The 23,798-nt window shown below is 34.2% G+C and carries 23 protein-coding genes and 3 pseudogenes; 3 read left to right on the top strand and 23 right to left on the bottom strand.

The annotated features are described in order from the left end of the window. Nucleotides 1-2: 2 nt before the first annotated feature. The 4 genes from HRG09_RS05460 to HRG09_RS05445 all read right to left on the bottom strand — a co-directional run bounded on the left by HRG09_RS05460 (nt 3) and on the right by HRG09_RS05445 (nt 4,431). Nucleotides 3-1,148 carry an acyl-CoA dehydrogenase gene (locus HRG09_RS05460; RefSeq protein ID WP_174099736.1) on the bottom strand — a complete coding sequence of 382 codons (1,146 nt, stop codon included), beginning with the start codon at nt 1,146-1,148 and terminating at the stop codon, nt 3-5. A 215-nt stretch (nt 1,149-1,363) separates the two neighbouring features. After that, complete coding sequence (locus HRG09_RS05455) at nt 1,364-2,332, bottom strand: YbgA family protein (protein WP_174099735.1); 969 nt, start codon at nt 2,330-2,332, stop codon at nt 1,364-1,366. Nucleotides 2,333-3,260: 928 nt separating this feature from the next. After that, on the bottom strand, nt 3,261-3,857 hold the full coding sequence (locus HRG09_RS05450) for a C1q-like domain-containing protein (protein WP_174099975.1): 597 nt from the start codon (nt 3,855-3,857) through the stop codon (nt 3,261-3,263). A gap of 277 nt (nt 3,858-4,134) precedes the next feature. Further along, nucleotides 4,135-4,431 (bottom strand): ArpU family transcriptional regulator, encoded by a 297-nt coding sequence (locus HRG09_RS05445; protein ID WP_254610027.1) that lies wholly within the window; start codon nt 4,429-4,431, stop codon nt 4,135-4,137. A 555-nt stretch (nt 4,432-4,986) separates the two neighbouring features. Between HRG09_RS05445 and HRG09_RS05440 the strand changes: the two genes are divergently transcribed. Both HRG09_RS05440 and HRG09_RS05435 read left to right on the top strand, forming a co-directional pair. Further along, nucleotides 4,987-5,853: an exosporium protein D gene (locus HRG09_RS05440; protein WP_174099734.1), complete on the top strand. Its 867-nt coding sequence runs from the start codon at nt 4,987-4,989 to the stop codon at nt 5,851-5,853. 269 nt (nt 5,854-6,122) lie between these two features. Next, nucleotides 6,123-6,257, top strand: a pseudogene (locus tag HRG09_RS05435) (site-specific integrase); the annotation flags it as partial. 41 nt (nt 6,258-6,298) lie between these two features. Here the strand turns inward: HRG09_RS05435 and HRG09_RS05430 are convergent. The 17 genes and pseudogenes from HRG09_RS05430 to HRG09_RS05350 form a co-directional block, all read right to left on the bottom strand. Then, complete coding sequence (locus HRG09_RS05430) at nt 6,299-6,958, bottom strand: TetR/AcrR family transcriptional regulator (RefSeq protein ID WP_174099733.1); 660 nt, start codon at nt 6,956-6,958, stop codon at nt 6,299-6,301. A gap of 24 nt (nt 6,959-6,982) precedes the next feature. Then, nucleotides 6,983-8,002, bottom strand: a complete 1,020-nt coding sequence (locus HRG09_RS05425) for an ABC transporter permease (RefSeq protein ID WP_174099732.1) — start codon at nt 8,000-8,002, stop codon at nt 6,983-6,985. Next, nucleotides 7,999-8,724, bottom strand: coding sequence for an ABC transporter ATP-binding protein (locus HRG09_RS05420; RefSeq protein WP_174099731.1), 726 nt, complete (start codon nt 8,722-8,724; stop codon nt 7,999-8,001). The genes HRG09_RS05425 and HRG09_RS05420 overlap by 4 nt, the downstream gene beginning before the upstream one ends. Nucleotides 8,725-8,923: 199 nt before the next feature. Continuing rightward, a complete protein-coding gene (locus HRG09_RS05415) occupies nt 8,924-9,175 on the bottom strand; it encodes a hypothetical protein (RefSeq protein WP_174099730.1) in 252 nt (83 codons plus the stop codon). Nucleotides 9,176-10,083: 908 nt separating this feature from the next. After that, entirely contained in the window at nt 10,084-10,467 is a 384-nt protein-coding gene (locus tag HRG09_RS05410; RefSeq protein WP_174099729.1) for a VOC family protein, read from the bottom strand. A 111-nt stretch (nt 10,468-10,578) separates the two neighbouring features. Then, a complete protein-coding gene (locus tag HRG09_RS05405) occupies nt 10,579-10,857 on the bottom strand; it encodes an ArsR/SmtB family transcription factor (RefSeq protein WP_174099728.1) in 279 nt (92 codons plus the stop codon). 195 nt (nt 10,858-11,052) lie between these two features. Next, nucleotides 11,053-12,519, bottom strand: a complete 1,467-nt coding sequence (locus tag HRG09_RS05400; protein WP_174099727.1) for an aminoacyl-histidine dipeptidase — start codon at nt 12,517-12,519, stop codon at nt 11,053-11,055. Between the two features lie 251 nt (nt 12,520-12,770). Beyond that, a complete protein-coding gene (locus HRG09_RS05395; RefSeq protein ID WP_174099726.1) occupies nt 12,771-13,706 on the bottom strand; it encodes an ATP-grasp domain-containing protein in 936 nt (311 codons plus the stop codon). Nucleotides 13,707-13,948: 242 nt separating this feature from the next. Continuing rightward, the gene (gene spoIISB / locus HRG09_RS05390) at nt 13,949-14,125 is read right to left on the bottom strand and encodes a stage II sporulation protein SB (protein WP_174099725.1); all 177 of its coding nucleotides are present in this window, start codon (nt 14,123-14,125) and stop codon (nt 13,949-13,951) included. A gap of 70 nt (nt 14,126-14,195) precedes the next feature. Further along, the gene (locus HRG09_RS05385; protein ID WP_174099724.1) at nt 14,196-14,324 is read right to left on the bottom strand and encodes a D-alanyl-D-alanine carboxypeptidase; all 129 of its coding nucleotides are present in this window, start codon (nt 14,322-14,324) and stop codon (nt 14,196-14,198) included. Between the two features lie 120 nt (nt 14,325-14,444). Continuing rightward, nucleotides 14,445-15,185, bottom strand: coding sequence for a type II toxin-antitoxin system SpoIISA family toxin (locus tag HRG09_RS05380; RefSeq protein WP_174099723.1), 741 nt, complete (start codon nt 15,183-15,185; stop codon nt 14,445-14,447). A 194-nt stretch (nt 15,186-15,379) separates the two neighbouring features. Beyond that, on the bottom strand, nt 15,380-16,117 hold the full coding sequence (gpmA, locus tag HRG09_RS05375) for a 2,3-diphosphoglycerate-dependent phosphoglycerate mutase (RefSeq protein ID WP_174099722.1): 738 nt from the start codon (nt 16,115-16,117) through the stop codon (nt 15,380-15,382). Between the two features lie 176 nt (nt 16,118-16,293). Then, nucleotides 16,294-16,776, bottom strand: a complete 483-nt coding sequence (locus tag HRG09_RS05370) for a MarR family winged helix-turn-helix transcriptional regulator (RefSeq protein ID WP_174099721.1) — start codon at nt 16,774-16,776, stop codon at nt 16,294-16,296. Nucleotides 16,777-17,200: 424 nt separating this feature from the next. Next, nucleotides 17,201-18,232: pseudogene (locus tag HRG09_RS05365) on the bottom strand (MFS transporter); the annotation flags it as partial. Nucleotides 18,233-18,298: 66 nt separating this feature from the next. Next, nucleotides 18,299-18,934, bottom strand: coding sequence for a TetR/AcrR family transcriptional regulator (locus HRG09_RS05360; RefSeq protein ID WP_174099720.1), 636 nt, complete (start codon nt 18,932-18,934; stop codon nt 18,299-18,301). A 256-nt stretch (nt 18,935-19,190) separates the two neighbouring features. Next, on the bottom strand, nt 19,191-20,501 hold the full coding sequence (locus HRG09_RS05355) for a DEAD/DEAH box helicase (RefSeq protein WP_174099719.1): 1,311 nt from the start codon (nt 20,499-20,501) through the stop codon (nt 19,191-19,193). Nucleotides 20,502-20,575: 74 nt separating this feature from the next. Continuing rightward, nucleotides 20,576-20,845, bottom strand: a pseudogene (locus tag HRG09_RS05350) (hypothetical protein). A 183-nt stretch (nt 20,846-21,028) separates the two neighbouring features. Between HRG09_RS05350 and HRG09_RS05345 the strand changes: the two are divergent. Beyond that, on the top strand, nt 21,029-21,358 hold the full coding sequence (locus HRG09_RS05345; protein WP_174099718.1) for a YkvA family protein: 330 nt from the start codon (nt 21,029-21,031) through the stop codon (nt 21,356-21,358). Nucleotides 21,359-21,403: 45 nt separating this feature from the next. Here HRG09_RS05345 and HRG09_RS05340 read toward each other — a convergent pair whose 3' ends face one another. Together HRG09_RS05340 and plsY are read right to left on the bottom strand one after the other, a co-directional pair. Beyond that, complete coding sequence (locus HRG09_RS05340) at nt 21,404-22,981, bottom strand: aminotransferase class V-fold PLP-dependent enzyme (RefSeq protein ID WP_174099717.1); 1,578 nt, start codon at nt 22,979-22,981, stop codon at nt 21,404-21,406. Nucleotides 22,982-22,994: 13 nt separating this feature from the next. Further along, complete coding sequence (gene plsY / locus HRG09_RS05335; RefSeq protein ID WP_174099716.1) at nt 22,995-23,543, bottom strand: glycerol-3-phosphate 1-O-acyltransferase PlsY; 549 nt, start codon at nt 23,541-23,543, stop codon at nt 22,995-22,997. Between the last annotated feature and the right edge of the window lie 255 nt (nt 23,544-23,798).

Here is a 23,798-nt window from a genome sequence, read left to right as displayed (position 1 = left end):
TTTTATCTACACCCTAAATGTCTTGCGATTACGAGACGTTGAATTTCAGAAGTTCCTTCACCAATTTCTAAAAGTTTTGCATCACGAATATGACGCTCAACTTCATATTCACGCATATAACCATATCCACCGTGAATTTGCACGGCTTGATTCGCAATACGACTTGCTGCTTCAGATGCAAATAACTTTGCCATAGCTGCTTCTTTACCAAAAGGTTTATCATGATCTTTTAACCAAGCTGCTTTATGTACTAAATTCCGTGCCAATTCCACCTCAGTAGCCATATCTGCCAGTTTAAATTGAATCGCTTGGAAATTCGAAATTGTTTTTCCGAATTGCTGACGCTCTTTTGCATATTGAAGTGCACGTTCAAAAGCAGACTGTGCAATCCCTACAGCTAATGCTGCAATTGAAATACGCCCTCCATCAAGTGTATATAGGAATTGCTTAAATCCTTTATTTACATCACCAAGAATATTTTCTTTTGGCACACGAACGCTATCAAGTACGATTTCGCAAGTATTAGAAGCGCGAACACCCATCTTATCGTATGGACTTGAAATCGTTAATCCTTCACTATTTGTCGGCACAATAAATGCAGAAATACGTTTTTTACCACTTTCTTCAATACCGTTGACAGCGGTTACAATAATTGTATTTGCATACTCAGCATTTGTGATCCAACACTTCTCGCCACTAATCACATATTCATCGCCATCTAAAAATGCTTTTGTTTGTGTGCCACCTGCATCAGATCCAGCATTCGGTTCAGTCAAACCAAAAGCACCTAATGTTTTTCCAGATGCCATTGGTACTAAATACTTTCGTTTTTGTTCTTCTGTACCAAAGTAATAAATTGGAGAAGCACCTAATGAAATTGTTGCAGCATAACTTAAACCTGTACCGCCACAAGCACGACCAATTTCTTCAACAGCTAACGCGTACGATAGAGTATCACCGCCAGAACCTCCATACTCTTCTGGGAATGGGATTCCTAATAATCCTAGTTCGCCCATTTTTTGAAACGTTTCATATGGAAATTCAGCTGTTTTGTCATAATACACAGCTTTTGGTGCGATTTCCTTTTCGGCAAAGTCACGTACCATTTCTTTAATCATTTGTTTTTCGCGAGTTAGAGTAAATTCCATTCCGCTACACACCCCTTATCGAATATTGAGTTTCGACAGCGTACGAGTCTGTACTACAAACATTGCTTTTTAAAAGACAGGAATAGTAGTTAGATAATTGTTATAATTCTGTCACAACTTAATTTTAAAACAGAATCTGTACTCATGCACAAAAAAATTCCTACATTGTTCTACAACAACATAGGAATAATCGTGTCGAATTATGCGATTTTTCTTTAATAATCTCTGCCTTTACCTGAATCTGATATTTCCACTAATGCTTCTGGATACGGTTCAAAATATGTTTGTCGTAATAAATAATTTTCTTCGAATCGAATCGCCCATGATTTTAAGATTGCAAGCAAACTGCTAAGTGGCATTTTCTTTTCAGCATACTTGTGAAGTAATTCCAAAAAATGCTCTTTTTCTTGTTTCTTTAACTTCGTTTTAAAGTATCCAAAAATATGCTCACATACATTTATATTCGATGTATAGCGCGGTGTGCGCATTAACAATTCATACAAAGTCTTCTCATAATTTTCAAAAACAACTTCAATCTTTTCCTTTTTCTGATTCGCGATAATACGACCTAATTCTTTCTGTTTCACTTGATTATATGCCATAAATAAATATTTATAATTAGACTGAAAATGAATGAGATCTTTCAAGTCTCTATCATGTTTTAATGTTTTAAAATTAGCAATTGTAAACAACCTAGTAAAGAAATGTTCGCGGATAATAAAATTCGACAATCTACCTTCTTCCTCTATTGCAATATGCGAAAATTTTTTTAATACAGCGCCACCAAACAAACCAGCACCCTTCTCTTTTATTGGTGATTTTTCATATCCTGTATAAATTTTCACATCTCTAGTTCCACAACTTGGAGAACGATTCTTTAAAATAAAACCATCAATATCTGGTAAAGAATTTAAAAATTGATCAGAAAAACTTTGCATTTTCTCTGTTACATCTTCTTTTGTTGAAGGTTGTACAAGTTTGTGAATGCCGCTATCTTCAACAACTCGAATCGTTTCACGAGGGATTCCTAATCCGATTTCTACTTCAGGACATACTGGAATAAATGTAACAAACGGTTGTAAATTTCGAATTGTAACATCAGAAATCATTTCCCCATTATAACGGCAAGCATCAAATTCTAGGCATTTACTTACAACAACTGTTGGTTTTGCAAATTGTCGCATTTTATTACCTCCGCGGTGTTAATCCGTATAATATAAATTGTACTACGATGAGTATTCTAAGCAAAATTCGTTTGTATTGTCTCTTTTTATTATGACTATATATCAGTGACATATCAGCGATAATTTATATCTATTTTATATAAAGCAAGTTCGTTTGCAAACTTGTTAGCACTTTTTTATATTTCTTCTATTACACATCACTCTCACTGCCATTTTGACAAAAATCATAAATTAAAGAAGCAACTTATAACAGCCGCTTCTTTAATTTATAGGAAATTGTTTTTTCTTTTTCAAATTTTTCTTAGGCTGTAAAATTTGTGTTTTGTTGGTATTACACCATTGCCATCAAGCTAATATGTTGAAGTGTCCCCCAATTTTTTTCATTTTACAGTTACTTATGAGAAATCAGCTCATTTTTTCGTTTTGGAGAACAACAAATTTCTTAACTCGATGGCGATGGGGCGATAAGATACACATACTAATTATAATTCATACTTGTTTCATTTTATTCAAGCATGCATATCATATAATATCGTGAAAAAACAAAGGATGAACAATAAATGAGAAAAAATAAAGGGAAATAGATACAATAGTTGTTGGAAACCCCAGCTCACATGTCCAATATCTATCCCAATCTCGATTCCTTTCCCTAGTCTTCCTCCATTGACAACAACTATTTTCCTAGACATCAGTAATTCAACACTATGCTCTTCAGGAACAGGACCGAATGTAGCTAACCTTGTTGGTCAAGTTTTGGTGAATGGAAGTCCTCCTCCAGAAAATACACCGGTTTCCTTTACAATAAGTAATTGAGAGTAAAACGAGAATTTTTTCATGTATGTATAGTTATGTAAAAAAGCCCTGTCACAAGGCAGAGCGAGTAAGGGAGGTTATCTTTATATAGTTCATAACATATCTTTCATCTTCTTTATACAATTGGAGATGGAAATCTTGCAGCTTCAAAATGCGAACGGTCTTCTGCGATACTAATAACTCCAGCAATACTACTCTGTGCAAATACCTCAACTTGATCGCCCACTTCTAATTGAATTATTGTGGAAACACTTACTGCATTACCGAAGTTTATGGGACCAAAAAAATCATTATCTATTGCAATTGCTGCATTTCCATTCACACGAATTTCTACCCGCGCTCTATAATTCAAGTTTGTGTCGTTTGGAAAGAAACCAATCTTAGCAATAACAGAATAAACTCCTCTAGTCTTCGGAATAAAAATTGACGTTGCTGGATTGTATTCATTCGCTAAATCGAATTGTTCATTTTGAAATAGTACCTTAATAAAAGTATTTGCTGGAAGATTTTGATTTACTGTATTCACAGCCCTAAAAGCAGACGCTCTTACAAGTTTCTCCTTCTTATCCTCACAACAACAATTTACATTTACATTAACAGATGTTTTTTCTTCGTGCTTTTTATCGCGTTTGTCATAAGTACTTTCTTTACAGCAATCATGATGTTTCTTTTGGTAACGCTCACAGTATTTACAGTAGTAATACAAATTTATCTTCCCTCCCTATTCTATTTAATGCATAATATGCTAGATAGATTAGAAAGGATTGGACAAGTTATTGATTTTTTATCTACTAGAATCAAAAGCCCTGTCACAGGCAGAGCAAATGTAAGATGGGTTACACGTACCATATAACAATCTATATAAATAGCAAAAAAAATCATAATTTCATTTTCACTAGAATAATACCTCGTTTATATAACCCCTAAAGCAGTAGCTATCAAACGGATAGCTATTTTTTTATTCTCATAAAAATTATCACGTCTCATCATCAATTCGTCATAAACATAGGAATCTTTGGCTTTCTCATTCCCATATATTTCAACTCAATTATCTGACGATGGTCATTATCAAGCGTATTCTGCAACGCCCTCTCAATTTGCTTAAACCTTATCTCATGCTTTTTATCTTCTTTCATTTTCGGAAAGAAAACCGCGCATTCTGCTTGCATTTGTTCTTCTTGATTTTTCATCCGGACACGTAATGCTTTGTAGTTTTTCAGCTCGTTCACCACAAGTCTCCGCATCTCTTTTTCATCGATGTCTCCAAAGAATGACAATTGGTTCATACGATACGCTTCCCCTCCGTACATACGCTTTCCATTCAAAGGATTATTTTGTTCAAATTTTCGATAGATGTTAATATTCTTCATAAAAGGGGTGTATTGATGAAGAATATATGGACAAAGATTTTTATAGGTGTTCTCATAGGTACTACTCTTTTACTAACTTTATATTTTGTTAGTGTTTCGCTTTTTTGGAATCAGCCCTAAATTAAAGGGGTTTTAAAATACAGTTATTTAAAAATGTCCTTATGTTTATTCAACAAATATTCTGTATATAATGTACATAGGCGATGGTCATAACTCATTATACGGACCTCCAGCAACGTGAGTTTCTATCCCTAGAGAGCAGTTAGCTTTTGCTAGCTGTTCTTTTGTGTCTCTCTTGCCCTTGTTTCTTAAGGAACTATTTAACTGAATTTCCCAAATAAGCATACATTATCCATTCCTCTTTTAAACAAAATGAAACTTTTATACAGAAAAACTTTATACCATTTTGTCCAATCATGCCTTATCTCTTCCAGATAATATATATAGACAAAAATACAAGGAGAGGGACATATGGCTGATTATTTTTATAAAGATGGTAAAAAGTATTATAAAAACCAATCGTATTCTCACCATCAAAAAGATAACTGTTTTATCAAAACCCATACAATATCTGGTTCAAATAGTGCTTTAGTTTTTATCGTACCAGCTAACACTTCAAGAACGGCTTTTGAAGATTGTACCAATAACCATAATAAAACATTGCTTGATTTTGGCGTTCCTGGTGGTTCTCAACCAATTGAAGTAACCATTCGAACAAGAAGATCTCGTATACCAATTACTGTTACAATATCCGCAACTGAAAACAGGATATTTCAAGTAGAAGATTTTCAAAGCCTCACTCTCACAAATAATACCAATATCGATAGCACCATTGGTATATTTATTCAAAAAACATTTTGTATCTGCTGCAATAATCAAAATGATAATCGTAAAAAGTATTATAAAGAACAATCGTATTCTCACTATCAAAAAGATAACTGTTTTATAGAAACTCATACCATAGCTGGTTCAGATACCACCCCAACTGAAAATGTACCTTTAAATATTTTCGTACCCCCAGGCGCTTCAAGAAGAGTTTTTGAAGACTGTACTAATAACCACAATAAAACATTACTTCAAGTATCTGTTCCCGATGATGCTCTTGCCATTGAAGTAATTATTCGAACAAGAAGATCTCCCATACCAATTATCGCCACACTTATCACAAATGAAACAAGGATATTTCAAGTAGAAGATTTCCAAAGCCTTACTCTCACAAATAATACCGAATTCAATGCTTTTATTGATATATTGATCAAAAAAACATTTTGCATCTGCTGCAATGATAAGAATGATCCGTGCGATGAACACTACCGTGATTACGAATGTGATTGTTAGATTAACTCAACAAAAGGATCCTTATAAAGGGTCCTTTTGCTTTTTCCCCATTATCATCTAATCATTCACAGTTATTAACCATTTCATTTCTTAACAAAATTCAAATTTAGTATTCATTCAGGAATTTCCTTTACCCTTTTTCATCTTCCAAATATTTGTTGCTCCTTCCCACTTGCCTTGCTCTTTCCATTTCTTCTTCAACTTGCTGACATAATTAGGACTCCGATCATACATGATACCAATTCTTTTATCCGTAATACCTAAAATGAGGGGTCAACCCTAAAATTATAAGCGAAAGATTAGGCCATACGGATATATCTATGACATTAAGAGTTTACTCTCATGTGTTACCCAACATGCAAGAAGAAGCTGTTAAAACTTTCGGGAAAAGTATCTTTGGATAGTCAATGTTTGCACCTACGAAAATAAAAATCCGCGGGCGTTGTTATATCAACGTCCGCGGTGTTAATCCGTATAATATAAATTGAATTGTATTTTCAATTTCCACTTCATCATCCCATTTTTCTTCAGGTAATAATAAAAATCGAGTTAAAATTAACCCCATTATAGCTGATAAAGTAAAGCGGATAACTGAAGGGGGTGGCATTTCAATAATTTGTCCTTGTTCTTGAAAATGTACAATTAACTTTTTAAAGCGAGAAAAAAGTTCTTTCTCTACTAATTGTTGTATTTCATTTTTTAATTCTGGTTGAAACGGTACTTCTTGTATTAAAATTTTTAACATTGGAAAATGTTTTTTAGCAAATTCAAATCGATTTCGAATTGCTTTTCTTAAAAATTCTTCATACGTTTCATACGTATTCTCCAGTATTTCTTTTGCAAAAGCCTGTACGAAAAATGGAGCAGCAAACTTTGTTAAAGTTGGCATGACAACCGCCAATAGTAAATCTTTTTTCGTCTTGTAGTAGCGGAAGATTGTTCCTTCCGCTACACCGGCACGCTTTGCAATCTCACTTGTTGAAGTGGCTGCATACCCTTTTTCTCCAAACATATCAACCGCAGCTTCTAATATACGCAGTTGTCGTTCATTGCGCTTATCTGTATCTACACTAGCGATTAATTCTTCCAGCCAATCTTTTTTCATTCATCATGCCCCTTTTTATAAAAATTATATTCTACGATGTTTCTTCAAAGCAAATACATTTCCTACTGTAAATACTAGCGCAAAAAGAAGCAACACACCGAGATCACTTGCAATTTCAGTAAACCCTTGATTCCGAATCATCACTTGCTTCATTGCATCAGCACCATATGTGAGTGGGAATAACTTTCCAAGCATTTGTAACCACTTATTCATTGATTCCATTGGAAACAAACCCGAAAAGAAAATTTGCGGTACGATGACAAGTGGGATAAATTGAATCATTTGAAATTCGTTATTGGCGTATGCCGATAAAAAAGTGCCTAGTGTTAACGCTGTTAGCGAAAGCATACACGTAATCAATAATGTAAGCCATGGTGACCCTGCTACATATAAATCAAGAATATAAACAGAGAAACCTACAATAATAACAGACTGTAAAAATGCAAAAATACCAAATCCAACTATATAACCAACAACAATTTCCAAGCGGCGGACTGGAGTAGATAGCAGCCTTTCCAATGTCCCACTTAAACGTTCTCGCACAAAGGAAACGCCTGATAAAATAAAGACAAAGAAGAATGTGAAAAAGCCAATTAATACCGGTCCGAGTCCATCAAACATCGTAAAATCTGCGGAACCATGTAAAAAATCAATTTCTGGTTTCAAACCAGGTATATCATTTTTTTCTGCACCCTTTTGCAGTACTTGTAGTACGGCGCGATTTTTTGAAGAATCGCTACCTTCCAGTAATACATTTACTTTTTCATTTTCTAAAGTTATAATGGCATCTATCTGTTGATTTTCCAACTTAGAACGTGCGTCTTCTTTACTATACTCATAAATGGTAGCATCTTGTTTTTTCATTGATTCCACTATAGGTGCTGGAACATCTACTAATGCAATCTGAGGTATATAATCCTTTTGTGTAAACACAAGTGATAATAACCAAAGAAGTAACATGGGAGCGCCAAACATCATTGCCAGTGATCGTTTATCTCGAAGAAACTGACGAATAATCCGTATAATTACACCACCAACTCTCATGATTCAACCGCTCCTTCCAATAGAAAAACGTCTTCAATTCGTCCCGATGAAGTTCGTTCTTTCAAGTCATTTGGGGTTCCTGTCGCAATTAACTTCCCATCTCTAATTAATCCCAGGCGTTCACAAAATTCAGCTTCGTCCATAATATGTGTTGTCACAATAATCGTTGTTCCTTGTTCTTTAAGCTCATAAAATTTCTCCCAAATAGATTTGCGAAGAACTGGATCAATTCCAACAGTTGGTTCATCTAGAATTAATAATTTAGGCTCATGTAGAAGTGCGATAGCAAGTGATAAACGCTTCTTCATTCCACCTGAAAAATGCTGTACTTGTTTCTTAGCATGCTGTGATAATTGAACTAATGTAAGAATTTCTTCAATTCGCTCTTTCTTATGCTTACCTTTCAATCCATACATCATCGCGATAAAATCTGCATTTTCATAAGCTGATAACTCTTCATACAGGGCATCAGCTTGTGCCATATACCCAATATGTTTCATCTCATTTAAATTGGGCATTTTCGTTCCTAGAACTGTTACATCACCAGACGTTGATTCACTAATACCAGCAATCATTTTAATAAGTGTCGTTTTTCCAGAACCCGAGGGACCTACTAAACCAAAAATCTCTTTGTCTGATACAGATAGTGAAATATTGTGTAATACTTCTTTTTTACCAAAACTTTTTGATACATCTTGCAAAATCACAGAAGGTTGTTGCAATAAAATCTCCTCCCTTTCAAAATGAGTGAGTACTCACTTTTATTTTACTCTTGGAGTATTATATGTCAAACTTTATTTATTAGTATTATTTTTTCTTATTTCTAACAACTAACTTCGTCATAAAACAATGAAACAGAGTCGACAATAGAATGAATTTCTCATTGCCGACTCTGTTTCATTTTAAACGATTATTTATAAGCTATGTTTCTAAATTTAAATACTTTCTAATCCTAGCAAGATCCAAAGAATACTCAATTACTAATTGTTGTATAGGCAAAATGACTTTTTCAGGGTACAAGTGCGCATATTGTAATGTTTCTGTATACTTTTCTAACCTCTTTTCTAAGTACTTCACAATTTGTTCAGGGTGATTTACCAATAAACACTGACTATAATAATGAATTTGTTCTTCAATTGCTGTGTATTCCTCAATTTCAAATTCTTTATGCATGTGTACACGACTCCTTTATACAAAGTTTTTATATGCTCTAACCATATTCTAACCCAATTAAAAACTGAGTATTTTAATTATTTACACTATACCAAAAGAAGGACGTCAAAATTTGTTATTTTATGTAGTGTAGAACAAATTTAACAAAATTGTAATGGATACTTGTACTTAAAAACACCTATTTTTCATATAAATAATTCCTTTTACTAATATATTTTGGTTTTCATTTTCTATCAAAATAGTTGCATTAGATATAAAAAAAGTCGTGCACCTTAATTTAATTGCACGACTACAATTTCTAGTCTGTTAAAAATCCTTATAAAAGTTCTATTAAATATATTTTTAGCACTTCTTTTTAATTATGTTATTTACCTTTCAGCAAATGTTTTATTTTATATTTTCTCTTTCAATACGGTATGTGAAATTTCTTGAATTTCCTTCCTCCTTAACTAAAATTACAGATACCAGCTGCATTGTCGCTCTGTAAAGTTTGCTTTATTTTATCTATACCGCAGCAACAAATGTTGCTTTAAAAGATAGTTTGATTAGAAATCACTCTTTAAATCTTGATTCAGTGCATATTAAAATCCATTATTTTGAATAAATATTGATCAATACAATGGCTTCCTTCTAGTTTAGGAACTACTTTTTATAAAAAAGTTTGATTATTTTGATGTTCCTTGTTCAACTAACAGGGTCCTAAGTTGAAGTGAACATATTCACAATGTTACATTTCCATTGTGGAATGATAACAACCTCATTTAATTTTAGACCTTATAAACATATAACCCCATCCTAAAAGTAGGACAGGGTTAACATAATGGTTTTTATTTTTTGGTAAAAAACACTTCACCTAACTTAAAACTTGCCAATAAATTCGTTTAGTACTAGGTTACTTCGTCATGAAGTTACTTCTGCACTATCTGAATAAAGTTGCCGCATGTATCGTCGAAGACAGCTATTGTGACTTCGCCCATTTTTGTCGGCTCCATAGTAAACTTCACACCTTTTTCCAATAATCGTTCGTACTCTTTATTAATATTTGTAACGCTAAACATTGTTGCTGGGATGCCTTCAGCAAATATTTTCTTTTGATACTCTTTTGCGGCAGGATGTTCATTCGGTTCGAGTAAAAGCTCAGTACCGCCCTGATCATCAGGAGAAACAAGCGTTATCCACCTAAATTTTCCTACGGGAACGTCCTCCTTTTTTACAAACCCTAGCTTTTCTGAATAAAACTCCAGTGCCTTGTCTTGATCTTGTACAAATATACTAGTAACAACGATTTTCATATTGTTCTTGCCTCCCTTTTTATTTGTGACGCATGGTGCTGTACTAACAGTCTGGTTTTCCGCAAAACAACTCACATATTCGTCAGAAAATTCTGTTACGATATTATAAAATTACTCTATCCATCCTTTCAATAAGTTTTTAAGTGGTTCGTTGTTAAACATAAGTACTCGATATTTTCCCTTTCGCATTGATTTTACGAGCCCCGCATCTTCCAATGTAGTAAGATGTTTAGCAATCGCCTGTCGCGAAATGGAAAGGTCGTGCTTCATAATAAGACGTGCCGTAAGTTCATACAACGTCAGCTCGTTACGTTCGGATAGTTCGTCTAATATAAGCCGCCGAGTCGAGTCGCCAAGTGCTTTGAATATAGCGTCTTTGTCCCAATTCATATATCAAGTATAAGCAACTATATGATTGCCATCAACAATAAGCAACTGTAAAGTTACATGATAAAGGAACCGTATTATGCAATCTTAACAAGTTAAAGTCACATAATTGTAATTTGGAACCATTACAGAAATATAAACTGAATTTCAACAAAAAACTGCCCAAGGTCCTCCTTAGGCAGTTCAGCTCATTCTTATTTATGCTAAAGACTTCGTTTCTTTCATTACATCAACAAAGAATCCCCAGTTATTGATAACTGATAAAATACTAATATGCTCGTCTGGTGTGTGAACGTTGAAAATATCTGGTCCAAATGAAATTGCATCTAATTCCGGCATTTTTTGAACAAATACACTACACTCAATACCGGCATGTACCGCAAAGATTTCAACGTCTTTGTTGTATTTTTCTTTATGCACGTTTTCAAATAATTCACGAATTGGTGAATTCGGATTGTACGGCCATTCTGGATACTCCGATTCCTTCTCGAACTTTGCTCCAACCAATTCTGCAATATGCTTAATCTCATTTGTAATGTGCTGTTTTAAACTACTTACAGAACTTCTTACTTCATTTCGTAATTTAATTTCATTATGTAATGTTTCAATAACACCTAAATTTGTTGAACTTTCTACAAGTCCTTTAATATCCATACTCATGCTTTGAATACCGTTTGGAATTAGGAATAGAGAAGAAATAAGCTGACTTTGTGTTGTTTTAGCAAATACTTTTTCTACTTTTCCTTCTAATTTTGTAAGAGAAACATGTACATCAGGATCTACAGCACGTAACTCTTCTTGGAAAATGCGTGTCCATTCTACCACTTTCTCTTCTACCTTTTGTACGTCATGTCCAGATAATAAAATTGTCGCAACACTTTCACGTGGAATCGCATTTGTTTTTAATCCGCCATGAATTTCACTCATGTTAAATGAGATTTCTTTTGATAAATCATGAAGAACGCGTCCTAATACTTTATTGGCATTTCCTCTTTGTTTATCAATTTCCATACCGGAATGACCGCCTTTTAGTCCACCAACATATAGTCGATATGCTTCTAGTTCAGCAGGTACTTCTTCCCAATCAACAGAAATTGTTTCAACTGCTTTCGCTCCGCCTGCACTGCTCACTAATAATTTATGATCTTCTTCAGAATCGATATTAATAAATATTTTTCCATCAAAATGCTTTGCATCAACAGCAAAAGCTCCACCCATTGTTGTCTCTTCCTCAGTTGTAATCACAACCTCAAGAGATGGATGCGGAATATCAGCCGAATCTAATAGTGCTAATGCATATGCAACTGCAATACCATTATCAGCACCTAAAGTCGTTTGATTTGCATACAGCATGTCCCCAACGATTCGTAGCTCAATCGGATCCTTTTCAAAATCATGAACAGTTGCTTGGTTCTTTTCGCAAACCATATCCATATGACCTTGTATAATAATTGCTGGGACATGTTCATAACCGTCAGTTGCTGGCTTTTTAATAATTACATTTAAAGCTTCATCTTGTACAACTTCTAAATTACGATCTTTTGCAAATTTCACTAGGAAATCACTAATTTCTTTTTCATTTCCAGATCCTCTTGGAATCTTTGAAATTTCTGCAAAATGGTAAAATACCGGGTGCTTTGTTAATTGTTCTAAATTAGAATACATTGTGAAGCTCCTCTCTTAAATACATCTTTGAATTTTAAATCATTCTATTCGTTATCATTATACCACGCTTCATCATGTTACTTTTTATTAAAGATGTAGAGTTATCACTCCTACTAATCAAAACTCTCCTATACCAATTCAACAGAATAAGGAGAATGATTATGTATTTTACAGAAAACCTCCCATTACCAATTTGCGCCCGAATGGAACTTACAAAAAAGCTGTTTCATCAGCAACTTTCTTCCTATCTATTATATTTTCTCTAATTCACTACCAAGAAACTTCGCAATCTCTAGCATACCGTATTTTCCAACAACTGCTTCCGCGTCAGCATTGTAGTTTGTGTTTGTATTAATGTCATAAGTGAAAATTTCACCATCGGCATTTCGAATAAACTCAATGCCAGCAATTGCGATATCATTTGCAGCCAAAACGGCCTCATATTTTTGAATAATTGGGTCATCAAAGCCCTCAATAATTTGAAACTTCGGTTTTTCCGGGACTTTCTCTCCAACAGGACAGAACAAATCACCAATTTGACAAGCATCAGCTGGGCATAATTCAAAGCCTTTCGATGTATCGACTTGAACTGCATACACAAATTTCCCGCCTACAAACTCACAGCGTGTAATGTAAGGCTCAGGAGATTGAATGTATTCTTGAATTAATGTAATACCATCTACTGGTTCTTCAAACGCTACACTTTCTACGTATTCTTGTAATGAAACAACAGACTGAAACAGTTGAACGCCTAATCCTTTTCCAGCACGGTTATGCTTCGTAATGAATGGTCGTCCTTCAAATTGCGCTGCCGCTTCTATAATATGAACCTTACCAACAGCTGCAATTGTCTTAGGTGTCCGGATTCCTTGTGCATTCAGTGCCATATATTGCCCGACTTTACTTACTTCAAGCTGCAATGCTCTGCTTCCATTGAACACTTTTCGATTATGCCTCTCTAACCAAGCAAGGACAGCACCCGTAAACTCTGGTGCAAAGCGGTGATTTCTTGTATGAGAAGAAGCGCTCATACGGTTATAAAATATGCCCTGCGGCGGAACAGACGAAAGATCCACATTCCCTTTGTCTAAATGCCATTCTTCATAAGGAAGATCGAGTTCTTCCAATCTTCTCATTAGATATCTTGTCCATTCTGTGTTTTCATGAATAACGTAAATCTTTTTCAAGGGAATACCTTCTTTCTAAAATGTGATTGTACTCATTATACTATTTTTAGTAATCTGCAAAATACTAATTTTAAGACAACTTAATCTTAATACAAAAAAACGAAAGACGATACAAAGCGCCTTTCGTTTTTTACTAGATGACAAAGTCCTCCAAATCAAAGCTCCTTTATTTACTTCGTAAGTTGCTAGATTTTGAGGAATTCGGAGCGGGAATGAAGAAGAAATAAAAAAAGAAAATGCTTTTATACATTTTCTTTTAATTTTTTCCCTTGCATATATTTTGATGCATCATGATTCATGAGCTTTTCTAGTCGATTAATATTTTCTGTTAATGCACCTTTCACAAGAGAGAAATCTGTATTCGATGCTTCTTTTTTTTCTTTAAAAAAAGCAAGTTTTTGTTGTTTCATTTCTTGCATTTTTTCCTCCCCCTTTATAAAAAAGATACACTCTTTCTCTCTTCATTATATCTCAAATATAAATCAGACGTTATCCTTTTCTTTTTAATTCATCTTCTAACTCTTCTACTTGTTGCATTGTATCTCCTTTTATTAAAGAGAAATCTGTTGTATCCTCTGTTTCTTCTTTGAAAAATTCATTGCTATATTCTTTTTCCACTACAATCACCTCTACCTGCTAGTGTTGGGATGATTGTCCAAATTTATTCAATTATGTTTCATTTTCACGAACTTTGCCTGTATTTATGTATGAAAGAAAGGACAGAAACTTTTTTCTGTCCTATTTACTAAAATAACTATGCTGAATCGTTAAATTATATACATTTTCAAAATCTCGATCTTGAAGATTGCTCTTTTGACCATCAATAACAATACAAACATCTTTGACTATTTTCGCTGGTATGATACCGACGTTTTCTACTTGAACAGCTTTTTGTTCATTTAATTGCTCTATATGTTCTAAAGGTACTGTGATACTAAACTGAGAGCGGATGCCACGGAAATTTGTATTTAATTCATCAGCTGTCACAAAGACAACGATTTTTGCTCCGATTTTTTCAGCATACGTATCAAGAAATATATTTAAACTTTGTGCATACTCAGCCTCTGCCCTCCACTCCATCGTACCAAATGCTGCAGGGTTTACATTTTGGATGATAGTCGTATAAATCTCTCCCCTTGCCTTTGAAGCGATTAATGATCGTTTAATGGACTGGACAGTCTTTCCGATATCACTAAATTTCGCCCCCCATATCTCAGAAATATTTGGAGTTAAAATAAAAGCAATATCGACAAATATAACCATCGCTACAAACATTAAAATGTTTTTCCAGAGGGTTAAATCAATTCCTTTCACCATGAAATAAATTGTGACTGAAGTAATAAACACACCATACCATGTTTTTCGAATAAGTTGCTTTTTTTCTTCGTACATCTCTTCATTTTTCCAATAAAAGAAGATAAGAAATAAAAAAACTAGTACAAGAAAAAACAAACCAATTCGAATGTTAGAGACTGTCAATCACATCACCCTCCATTCAAAAACTTCTCACGATATCATTACATGCTCAATTTTCTCTCATTATGACAAAAGACATGGACAACCTTCTAAAGTCTGCTACATCGCATATACTAAAAAGGAATCCACGTCTTTTATAATGAATCTACATTGTATATGTAGACAAGCCTGCATTTCAAATTTTCAAAAATATTTTTTTACAAAGATATATGTTTGGGAATTACGCCTTTAGGTACCTCTCCATCCATACTTAAATAATAATGACGAATAGGTTGTAATTTTTCATCTAATTCATAAACAAGAGGAATACTCGTCGGAATATTTAATGACACTACGCCATCGTCCGATAAACTATCTAAATATTTCACAAGCGAACGAATTGTATTCCCATGCGATGAAATGATTACTTTTTGACCGGTTTGTAACGTTGGTGCAATTTCCTGATGCCAAAAATCCAACACTCTTTTTTCTGTGTCTTCTAGACATTCTGTAAGGGGAAATTCTCCTTTTTTAAGCAGCTTATACCTTGGATCAGCAACTTCATACCTTGGATCATCTTCAGCAAGAGCTGGCGGTCTCACATCCGTACTTCGTCTCCAAATATGAACCTGTGCACCTCCATATTTCTTTGCTGTCTCATCTTTATTTAAACCTTGCAACGCTCCGTAATGTCTCTCATTTAACTTCCATGATTTATGTACTGGAACCCAAGCCAGATCCATTTCATGCAGAATAATCCACAGTGTTCGAATTGCCCGTTTTAAAACAGAACTATACGCAACATCAAATGTATATCCATTGTTTTTTAATATCGCACCTGCTTCTTGTGCTTCGTTTAATCCATTTTCCGATAAATCTACATCTGTCCATCCTGTAAATCTGTTTTCAAGATTCCATAAACTTTGTCCGTGACGAATAAGTACAAGTTTTATCATCATAATTCCCCTTTCGGAAATAATAATTTAAATTTTGCAATACGTACACGTCATAAAGTATCTAGTAATGTTCATTTTTTATCCATGTATTTCTATAATCCACTCATAGTTGCCAAAATGCATGGATATAATGAATTCTTTTTCAAACCCTAAAAACTGAAGAATGATTTATTTCCTTATTTTTGATCAACTGGTTCTTCACGCTTAGATAACCATGCATCAAAACCTAAACGACTATTTGCTAGTTCTGTCATCACTTGATGCCAATGTTCTTCACATGTTTCACCAAATTTCGAAAAAATACTTCCCATTTGTTTTCTTTGCACGTCGCTTAGTTTTCTCTCAAGCACTGCTCCCTCTTTCGTGAGGACAAGCTGTTTCACACGACGATCATGTTCTGCTTCATTACTTTCGATAAGCCCCTTTTCAAGAAGCTGACGGAGTGGTCCGTGAAGAGCTTGTTTACTTATTTCTAACAGAGATAACAATTCATTTATACTGAGCCCTGGAAAGCGAGCAATAAAAAATAAAATTCGGTGATGCACGCGCTGTATACCATATTCTTTTATAATTTCATCTGGTTTTTCTGTAAATGTTTTATATGCAAAATAAAACAATGCAAGCGCCTGATTCATTTGTTCTTCTTTATGTTGTGTCATCTACTTTCCCCCTATATGTAAATTATACCACAATTTATCTCGGGAATATTAGATCGTCTATTCAACTTAAAAAGGCAATCATTTAATGAAACAACTTAGGGATTGAACCCATCTTTGCTGTATCAACAAAACTCCTTCATGCTGCCGTAATTTCAATATACTTTTGTTTCACTTTCTTCTTTTCGCAAATTGAACTACCTTTCACATCATTTGCCTTCAATTTTAGAATGATCTATGCCAAATTCTCGATATTCCATGTGCTTAACTTCTCTTTTCTTCTTTTCCACTTGATTGCTTTGTTTTTTCCATTCACCTAATTAATCTTTTCATGCTTTTATTCCACACATGTCCTTTTATTAAAATAAAAAGAACACCATCCATAGTTCATATCAATCTAATGATTTGGTGTCTTCTAATTTTCTATAATGACAAAGATAGAGATAATAGTAATTGCCATTGCAATAAGGATTGCACATAAGATAAAGAGGATAAATAAGGGATAGTATCCAAATCTAAGAACAAGAGGCATAAGAGAGACAGCCATCGGGACAATTAATAGAGCAATAATAAGTAACCACTGGTATATTGTGTTCATCTTCATCTTTTTTGCAAAGAAGCCAATAGACAAAGCCCCTAAAATTGTAGCTAAATCTATTAGCCCCATTCCAATCCCATACAATGTATCGCTACTTTTCATCGTTACTCGTAAAATGATGGGGCCACCGACAACAAGGAGTGGTGTAAGGATTAAATTGAGAAGTGCTGCAAGGATCATAGATTTCAAAATATAAGGTGCTCTGACAACATAAGTAAGCCCGTCTTTCATATCTTTTATAATTGTCGGTACAATATGACCATCCTGTTTTCTTTTCACAAATGGAATTTTGATAAACACCTCTAATACTGCCGACAAGAAAAAGGTAATACAACTCATCACAACAAGGATTTTTAAGCCTACAATACCATATAGTACCCCGCCCAAAACAGGAGCTGCCACACTCGACAATGCTTGCACCCCATTCACAATACCATTTGCCTGTTCCAATTTCTTTTCCGTAACGAGCAGTGGAATACTCGCCATAACAACAGGAGAATATATCGAACTAATAAACGCTAGCAAAATCATAACAACACCAATAAATATTACAGAAACGTTTCCAATCGATGACGCAAAAATAAAACACAATATAACGGCACTACTTGTCAAATCATAGACTATCATCAAATTGCGTCTGTTAAATCTATCAGCAATAGTCCCGCCAAGAGGTGACAACAAAAGAGGTATGCTCGATATGGCATATAAGGTAGCAAAAACATCTGCACGTCTCCTTATATTCAGCACATAGAGCGATAAAGCAAAACGTAAAAGAGTGGCGCCTAAGATTGATACAATTTGCCCGATTACCATAAGAGTAAAATCTTTAGGGAAAGATTTTATACTCGCATTGTTTTTCATCGTATACACACCTTTCAGCAGAATATTAGACCGACTGTCGGTCTAATAAATTTCAAAAAAATTATGCTAAGACTGTCTCTTCAGAATGTCTAGCATATAATTAAAAGTTCCTTTTCGGGCTCCAAGAGTCATTTCCATCATATTGATAAAAGCCTTTCCTCTTTGCATTGCTTCATGAGGCTGCCATTGAAACAATCCTTCATCAAATATAACTTGTGCAGAAGCAATTAAAAATTCTATTGTTTCCCTTGGATACGCAGTCACAAAAATCTTCTCATCAATCCCTTGCTCAATTACTTCTGTTAAAACAGGTGTTAAATGCAAAATAGCTTGCACTAAACTTTTTTGATGCATTTCTGCATTATTTGGCTTGTGGAATTGCTCAATCATTTTTTCTTTATTCCCGCCAGCTTTTGGTGCTTGCACCATTAAAATTTGAAACAATTTATCAACTACTGGAATCTTGGAATTTGAAGCAATCTTTTTTGCTGCCGCTTCATCCGCAGTTACACTCCTCATGATAATTGCATCCATCACTTCCTCCTTTGACTTGAAGTAATGATAAAATGTTCCTTTTGCAATACCGATTTCTCGTAAAATATCATTTACAGTTGTTTTCATATACCCTTTAGAAGTAAACAACATCTCAGCTGTATCTAATATTTCATTTCTTCGTTCCTCATATTCTTTGACGGTCCTCATAAAGAACTCCTTTCCCCTAGACCGACTGTCGGTCTAATATAAATATATGTGTAGCCTGTAAAAAAGTTTCATGCAAATTTAATTTAATCCTGTTCCTTTCACAAGCTGTTACCTACTTCTATACAACACCTCAATTAAATTATCCTTCCACTTTATAAATCGAAAAAAGACTTTTTGCATTTATTCACCTTCTAAACACAAAATAAAAAAGCCGTTTCCTTCTTTAAAAGAAAACGACTTTTACACTTACTCTTTATTAACGACCTCGTCTTTGTTGCCCTTGCTTTGTACTATTTTTCTTTTTACTTGGTTTATGCGATGATTGTTGTTTTGTATTCTTCGATCTCCCTTGGTTATCTTTTGATCGATATTGACCTGTTTTCGTTGTTTTTTTCATTTGCTGCTTTTGTTTTTTTTCATCCGTTTTATTTTTCGGTTTTACAGACTGTTCAATTACTTGTCGTTGCAATGTTGCACCAATACCTTTTTCAATCTCTTTTAAATGCATTTCATCTTTCGGTGCAACGAATGTAATTGCAATGCCTGATCCACCAGCACGGCCAGTTCGGCCAATTCGGTGTATATAGCTCTCTACATCTTCTGGAATATCATAGTTAAATACATGCGTTACACCCTCTACATCCAATCCACGAGCTGCTACATCTGTTGCGATTAAATATTGAATTTTTGCATCTCGGAAACTTTTCATCACTCGTTCACGTTTTCCTTGAGATAAATCACCGTGAAGTTCATCGCAATTATAACCGTACCCTTTTAAATCATCATATAACTTGCTTGCTCTCCGCTTTGTACGGCAAAAAATAACTGCTAAAAACGGTTGATCACGGTCCATTACATAGCGCAGCGCATCTTGCTTTGCACGGTCTGTCGTTTCAATCACACGTTGCTTAATATTATTCACCGTTACTTCTTCACTTTGAATTCGAATCATCTCAGGCTCTTTCATGTAACGCTTCGCAAGTTTTTTAATATCTTTTGGCATTGTCGCTGAAAACAACATCGTCTGTTTACTCTCAGGTGTTACTTCTAAAATATCCTCTATATCATATAAAAAACCGAAATGAAGCATTTGATCTGCTTCATCTAATACAAGCATAGAAACATTGGATAATACAATCGTCTCACGGCGTAAATGATCTAATAAACGTCCTGGCGTTGCAACAACAATGTGTGTATTTCCTTTTAATTTCCTCATTTGCTGCGCTACATCTTGACCGCCATATATTGCAAGAACATTGATATCTTCTTTATGAACAAGCATCTTTTCAATTTCAGTTGTAATTTGCAGCGCTAATTCTCTAGTTGGCGCAACAATCAAGGCTTGTACATCACTTGATTCAGGATCAATTTTTTCTAAAATTGGTAAGATGAATGCCAGTGTCTTACCTGTACCAGTTTTTGCTTGTCCAATTATATCTTTTCCAGCCATAACAACAGGGATTGCTTGTTCTTGAATTGGCGTTGCTTCAGCAATCCCATTTTCACGTAGTGTATGATTAAACGTTTCACTAATTCCTAATTCTAAAAAGTTTTTCAAACAGATCACTTCTTTTCCTTATTTTTCACATTAAGCTCTCATTGTACCATTTGTTTCACTAAATATGAAAAATAAGATAATTCTTATCTCCTTTTTTCATACTCGCTATGGATAAGGTGAATTAGTTCTTTCTGTTTCTTTTTTGATTTTGTTAGCAAATTCATATTAACAGGCGCCAAAATAAACTTCTTGATTTTTCAATTATTCCAAATGGTCCCTGTATACCCAGTATATTCATGTACATCTCAAAACCATTCTTGTTCATTTAACTTCGCAATATAATGTTTTAACTTCGCGTCAGTCCTCGGATAAAACAAGATAATATCTGCTATTACATCAAACAAAAGCCACATGTTTTCTCCTCCTATCTTCTTTTTTATTCTTATGAAAATAGACATTAAGAAAAAACGATAAAAAGGGTTATTTTGTCGATTGTTTGTCTATCCTTTTAAAAAATCTATATTTTTAAACGCATTTACATAATGTTAAATATACTTTTACAAAATTAATGAAAAAACGAAATAAGGAGTGGTTATATGGAGAAACAGAAATTATGGAAAAAATTGAAAAAAGGTGCAACCAAATTAGGTAAGTCCGGTGTGTATGAGAGCATTATTTTATATTACACCTTAAAAAAGAACGGATTACCTGCTAAAGCCAAGATAATTATATTAGCTGCGCTGTCCTATTATGTATGGTCAATCGATTTCATCCCGGATTTAGCAGCTATTATTGGAATCGGCTTGTTAGATGACGTTATTGCAATTGCTTGGGCACATAAATATATCATGGTACATACAAATGCCGAAATTCGCAAAAAGGGAAAATTGAAAATGAAATCCCTATTTGGATCGGCACATGCATAATGCAAAAATAAGAAAGACGGTTTTCATAACCGTCTTCTCTGTTAACTATACATGAAGTTGTTCTACATACATCCCTAAACAATCCAACATTCTTTTCATTTCACGTTCTTTATAATGATTTAGGCAAGCAATTTGGACCCAATTATTTTGCTGTAAATAGGATGATTCATAATGAATAATAAATCCTTGCAAGGCTAATGAATCTCCTATTTCCTTAGAAGAAAGTTCTTTATCTAATGCAATTGTAAGAATGATAGATGAGGTATGCTCTTTGGAAGATACAAGTTGTAATCCCATATTGGTAACAGCTTCTTCAATAAAAGCATATGTTTGATATATCTTCTTATACTCGGCTTCATCTTCAAATTTCTTTAGCGCTTCTTGTAATGCATATATTAAATTCCAAGATTGTGAATACGGTACACTCCCGTTTTCCGCGTACATTCCTATATCCATGTAGATAGGTAATGTTTCATTTGCATTCACAATATGATTGTAAAATACAAAAGATAATCCCGTGTATGCTCCAATTGCTTTTCCGCTAACTCCGCTGGCAAAATACACATCTTCTAGAGAGAATTGGATTGCTCCAATAGAACTAATACAGTCTACACATAATTTAATACCGTACCTTTTACCAATTCCAATTAACGTTTCTAAATCATTTAACATACCGGTGGACGTTTCATGATGAACAAACCATATCCATTCATACTCTTGATGTTTCACTAACTCCCCTATTTCATTGTATAAAAATGGTGTTCCCATTTCTCGTTCATATGTATCAAATGATAAGTTTACTCGGTTTGCCTGCTTGATTAAACGATTCCCAAACTCACCATTTGTTAAAATTAACCCACGTCCCTTTAATAACTTCAACTGTAAAGCGATTGAATCATTTGCTAATGTACCTGTCCCAAGCATTATTTGTACATGCTTGGCTTTTGTCATTTGCAAAAGTCGTCTTTTCACATTCTCCATCACAGCTTTAAATTGGTTGGAACGATGCGAAATTGGATTAGAAGCAAATGCTTGCTGGACATTTTCACTAATCTCGACAGGTCCTGGTAAAAATGTATATTCTTTTTTTACTACATTTATAATACTAGATTGTTCAAACATTTTTGGGGTGATATACATCGGCTGGAATGCTGCTTGCTCTGTCCCAACTAATGTATAAAAAGGACGAAAACCTATTTGTTCATAAAGTGCAAGTTCACGTGTTGTTGCTGAAATGAGCGCTAAATCATACCCATTTAGAAGCAAATAGCGATGTAAAAATCGAATCAATCCGAGTAAAGCTCTTCCGCTTCGATATTCTTGCTCTACAGCTAATAAACGGATTTCATATACACGATCACCACGTTCTGGTAACCACTTATCTAAATGAAGTATTTTATTATCTAATGAGAATGGCCGTGTCCCCCTTACCGCAACCATTCCTACTAATCTTCGACCATCTAAACATATTAAATATGTATTTTCTTCATGGAACAAATCTATACGTTTGCGCTCTTCTGTTTGTTCATGCTGTGGAATTTCTTCTACAAATGTTTTATAATTTAATTTATGAATACTTTCAAATTCCCAAGTTTGATCAGCAATTTTATACATTAACCCCATGTTTTACTCTCCTTTATTTTCTATGTGCGTACAAAATCAATAGAATCATGCAAACACTTAATATAATTGCTACCATAGAATACGAGTATGCAATCATACAAAGTGGTAGGCAAGCGACTGTAATTAAACCAGCCTTTGTGAAACTCTTAAAAATGAAATAAAATAAAATAAATACAAACATCAGAGTAAGCACTATTAAATAATTGAACACAAGCAGTCCGCCAATAAATGTCGAAATTCCCTTTCCACCTTTATATTTAAAGAAAATTGGATATATATGACCTACAATAACTGCTAGTAACGAGAGTAATGAAAATATAGACTCCCCAAATAAGATTCTCGCTATATAAACAACAATTGCCCCTTTTAGCGCATCTCCCAAAAATGTAGCAAGAAAATATCCTTTCCCATATAAACGCCCCATATTCCGTGCACCAGGGTTTCCACTACCAGCTTCTCGAATATCTATCCCATATTTCCATTTTATAATCATATATGCTGTTAATACATTTCCAACCATATAAGCGCCTATTACATACAGAAACTGGTTGATATGAATCATATAATCATTCGCTTTCTATTTACTATTTTCAATACAATCTTCAAGCATAAGTGGCATAGAAGTAAGCGCTACAATAAAATATGAAACTTGCTACCGTTGTAACCCCTATCAATTTCCATGCAATAACACGTACGGATTTAATATATTGTAAAATATATCCTATTGACCAGGCTATAAACAAACTTACAAGTATTATAACTTGCAGTTTATGCACCGGAACCTTATCAATTCCTATAATTGCTATACTATTCATAC

This window comes from Bacillus sp. Xin1, from assembly GCF_013314535.1.
Classification (GTDB): Bacteria; Bacillota; Bacilli; order Bacillales; family Bacillaceae_G; genus Bacillus_A.
The sequence above is the reverse complement of the archived record's forward strand: the minus strand, read 5'-3'. Positions and strand labels throughout refer to the sequence as shown.

Excerpts from the sequence above, each read along its gene's own strand:
- HRG09_RS05440 (WP_174099734.1), top strand. The coding sequence starts at position 4,987 with ATGGCTGATTATTTTTATAAAGATGGTAAAAAGTATTATAAAAACCAA.
- HRG09_RS05415 (WP_174099730.1), bottom strand. The coding sequence starts at position 9,175 with ATGCATAAAGAATTTGAAATTGAGGAATACACAGCAATTGAAGAACAA.
- HRG09_RS05430 (WP_174099733.1), bottom strand. The coding sequence starts at position 6,958 with ATGAAAAAAGATTGGCTGGAAGAATTAATCGCTAGTGTAGATACAGAT.
- spoIISB (WP_174099725.1), bottom strand. The coding sequence starts at position 14,125 with ATGCAAGAAATGAAACAACAAAAACTTGCTTTTTTTAAAGAAAAAAAA.
- HRG09_RS05345 (WP_174099718.1), top strand. The coding sequence starts at position 21,029 with ATGGAGAAACAGAAATTATGGAAAAAATTGAAAAAAGGTGCAACCAAA.
- gpmA (WP_174099722.1), bottom strand. The coding sequence starts at position 16,117 with ATGATAAAACTTGTACTTATTCGTCACGGACAAAGTTTATGGAATCTT.
- HRG09_RS05445 (WP_254610027.1), bottom strand. The coding sequence starts at position 4,431 with ATGAACCAATTGTCATTCTTTGGAGACATCGATGAAAAAGAGATGCGG.
- HRG09_RS05410 (WP_174099729.1), bottom strand. The coding sequence starts at position 10,467 with ATGAAAATCGTTGTTACTAGTATATTTGTACAAGATCAAGACAAGGCA.
- HRG09_RS05455 (WP_174099735.1), bottom strand. The coding sequence starts at position 2,332 with ATGCGACAATTTGCAAAACCAACAGTTGTTGTAAGTAAATGCCTAGAA.
- HRG09_RS05405 (WP_174099728.1), bottom strand. The coding sequence starts at position 10,857 with ATGAATTGGGACAAAGACGCTATATTCAAAGCACTTGGCGACTCGACT.
- HRG09_RS05425 (WP_174099732.1), bottom strand. The coding sequence starts at position 8,002 with ATGAGAGTTGGTGGTGTAATTATACGGATTATTCGTCAGTTTCTTCGA.
- plsY (WP_174099716.1), bottom strand. The coding sequence starts at position 23,543 with ATGATTCATATCAACCAGTTTCTGTATGTAATAGGCGCTTATATGGTT.
- HRG09_RS05360 (WP_174099720.1), bottom strand. The coding sequence starts at position 18,934 with ATGAGGACCGTCAAAGAATATGAGGAACGAAGAAATGAAATATTAGAT.
- HRG09_RS05460 (WP_174099736.1), bottom strand. The coding sequence starts at position 1,148 with ATGGAATTTACTCTAACTCGCGAAAAACAAATGATTAAAGAAATGGTA.
- HRG09_RS05370 (WP_174099721.1), bottom strand. The coding sequence starts at position 16,776 with ATGACACAACATAAAGAAGAACAAATGAATCAGGCGCTTGCATTGTTT.
- HRG09_RS05400 (WP_174099727.1), bottom strand. The coding sequence starts at position 12,519 with ATGTATTCTAATTTAGAACAATTAACAAAGCACCCGGTATTTTACCAT.
- HRG09_RS05340 (WP_174099717.1), bottom strand. The coding sequence starts at position 22,981 with ATGGGGTTAATGTATAAAATTGCTGATCAAACTTGGGAATTTGAAAGT.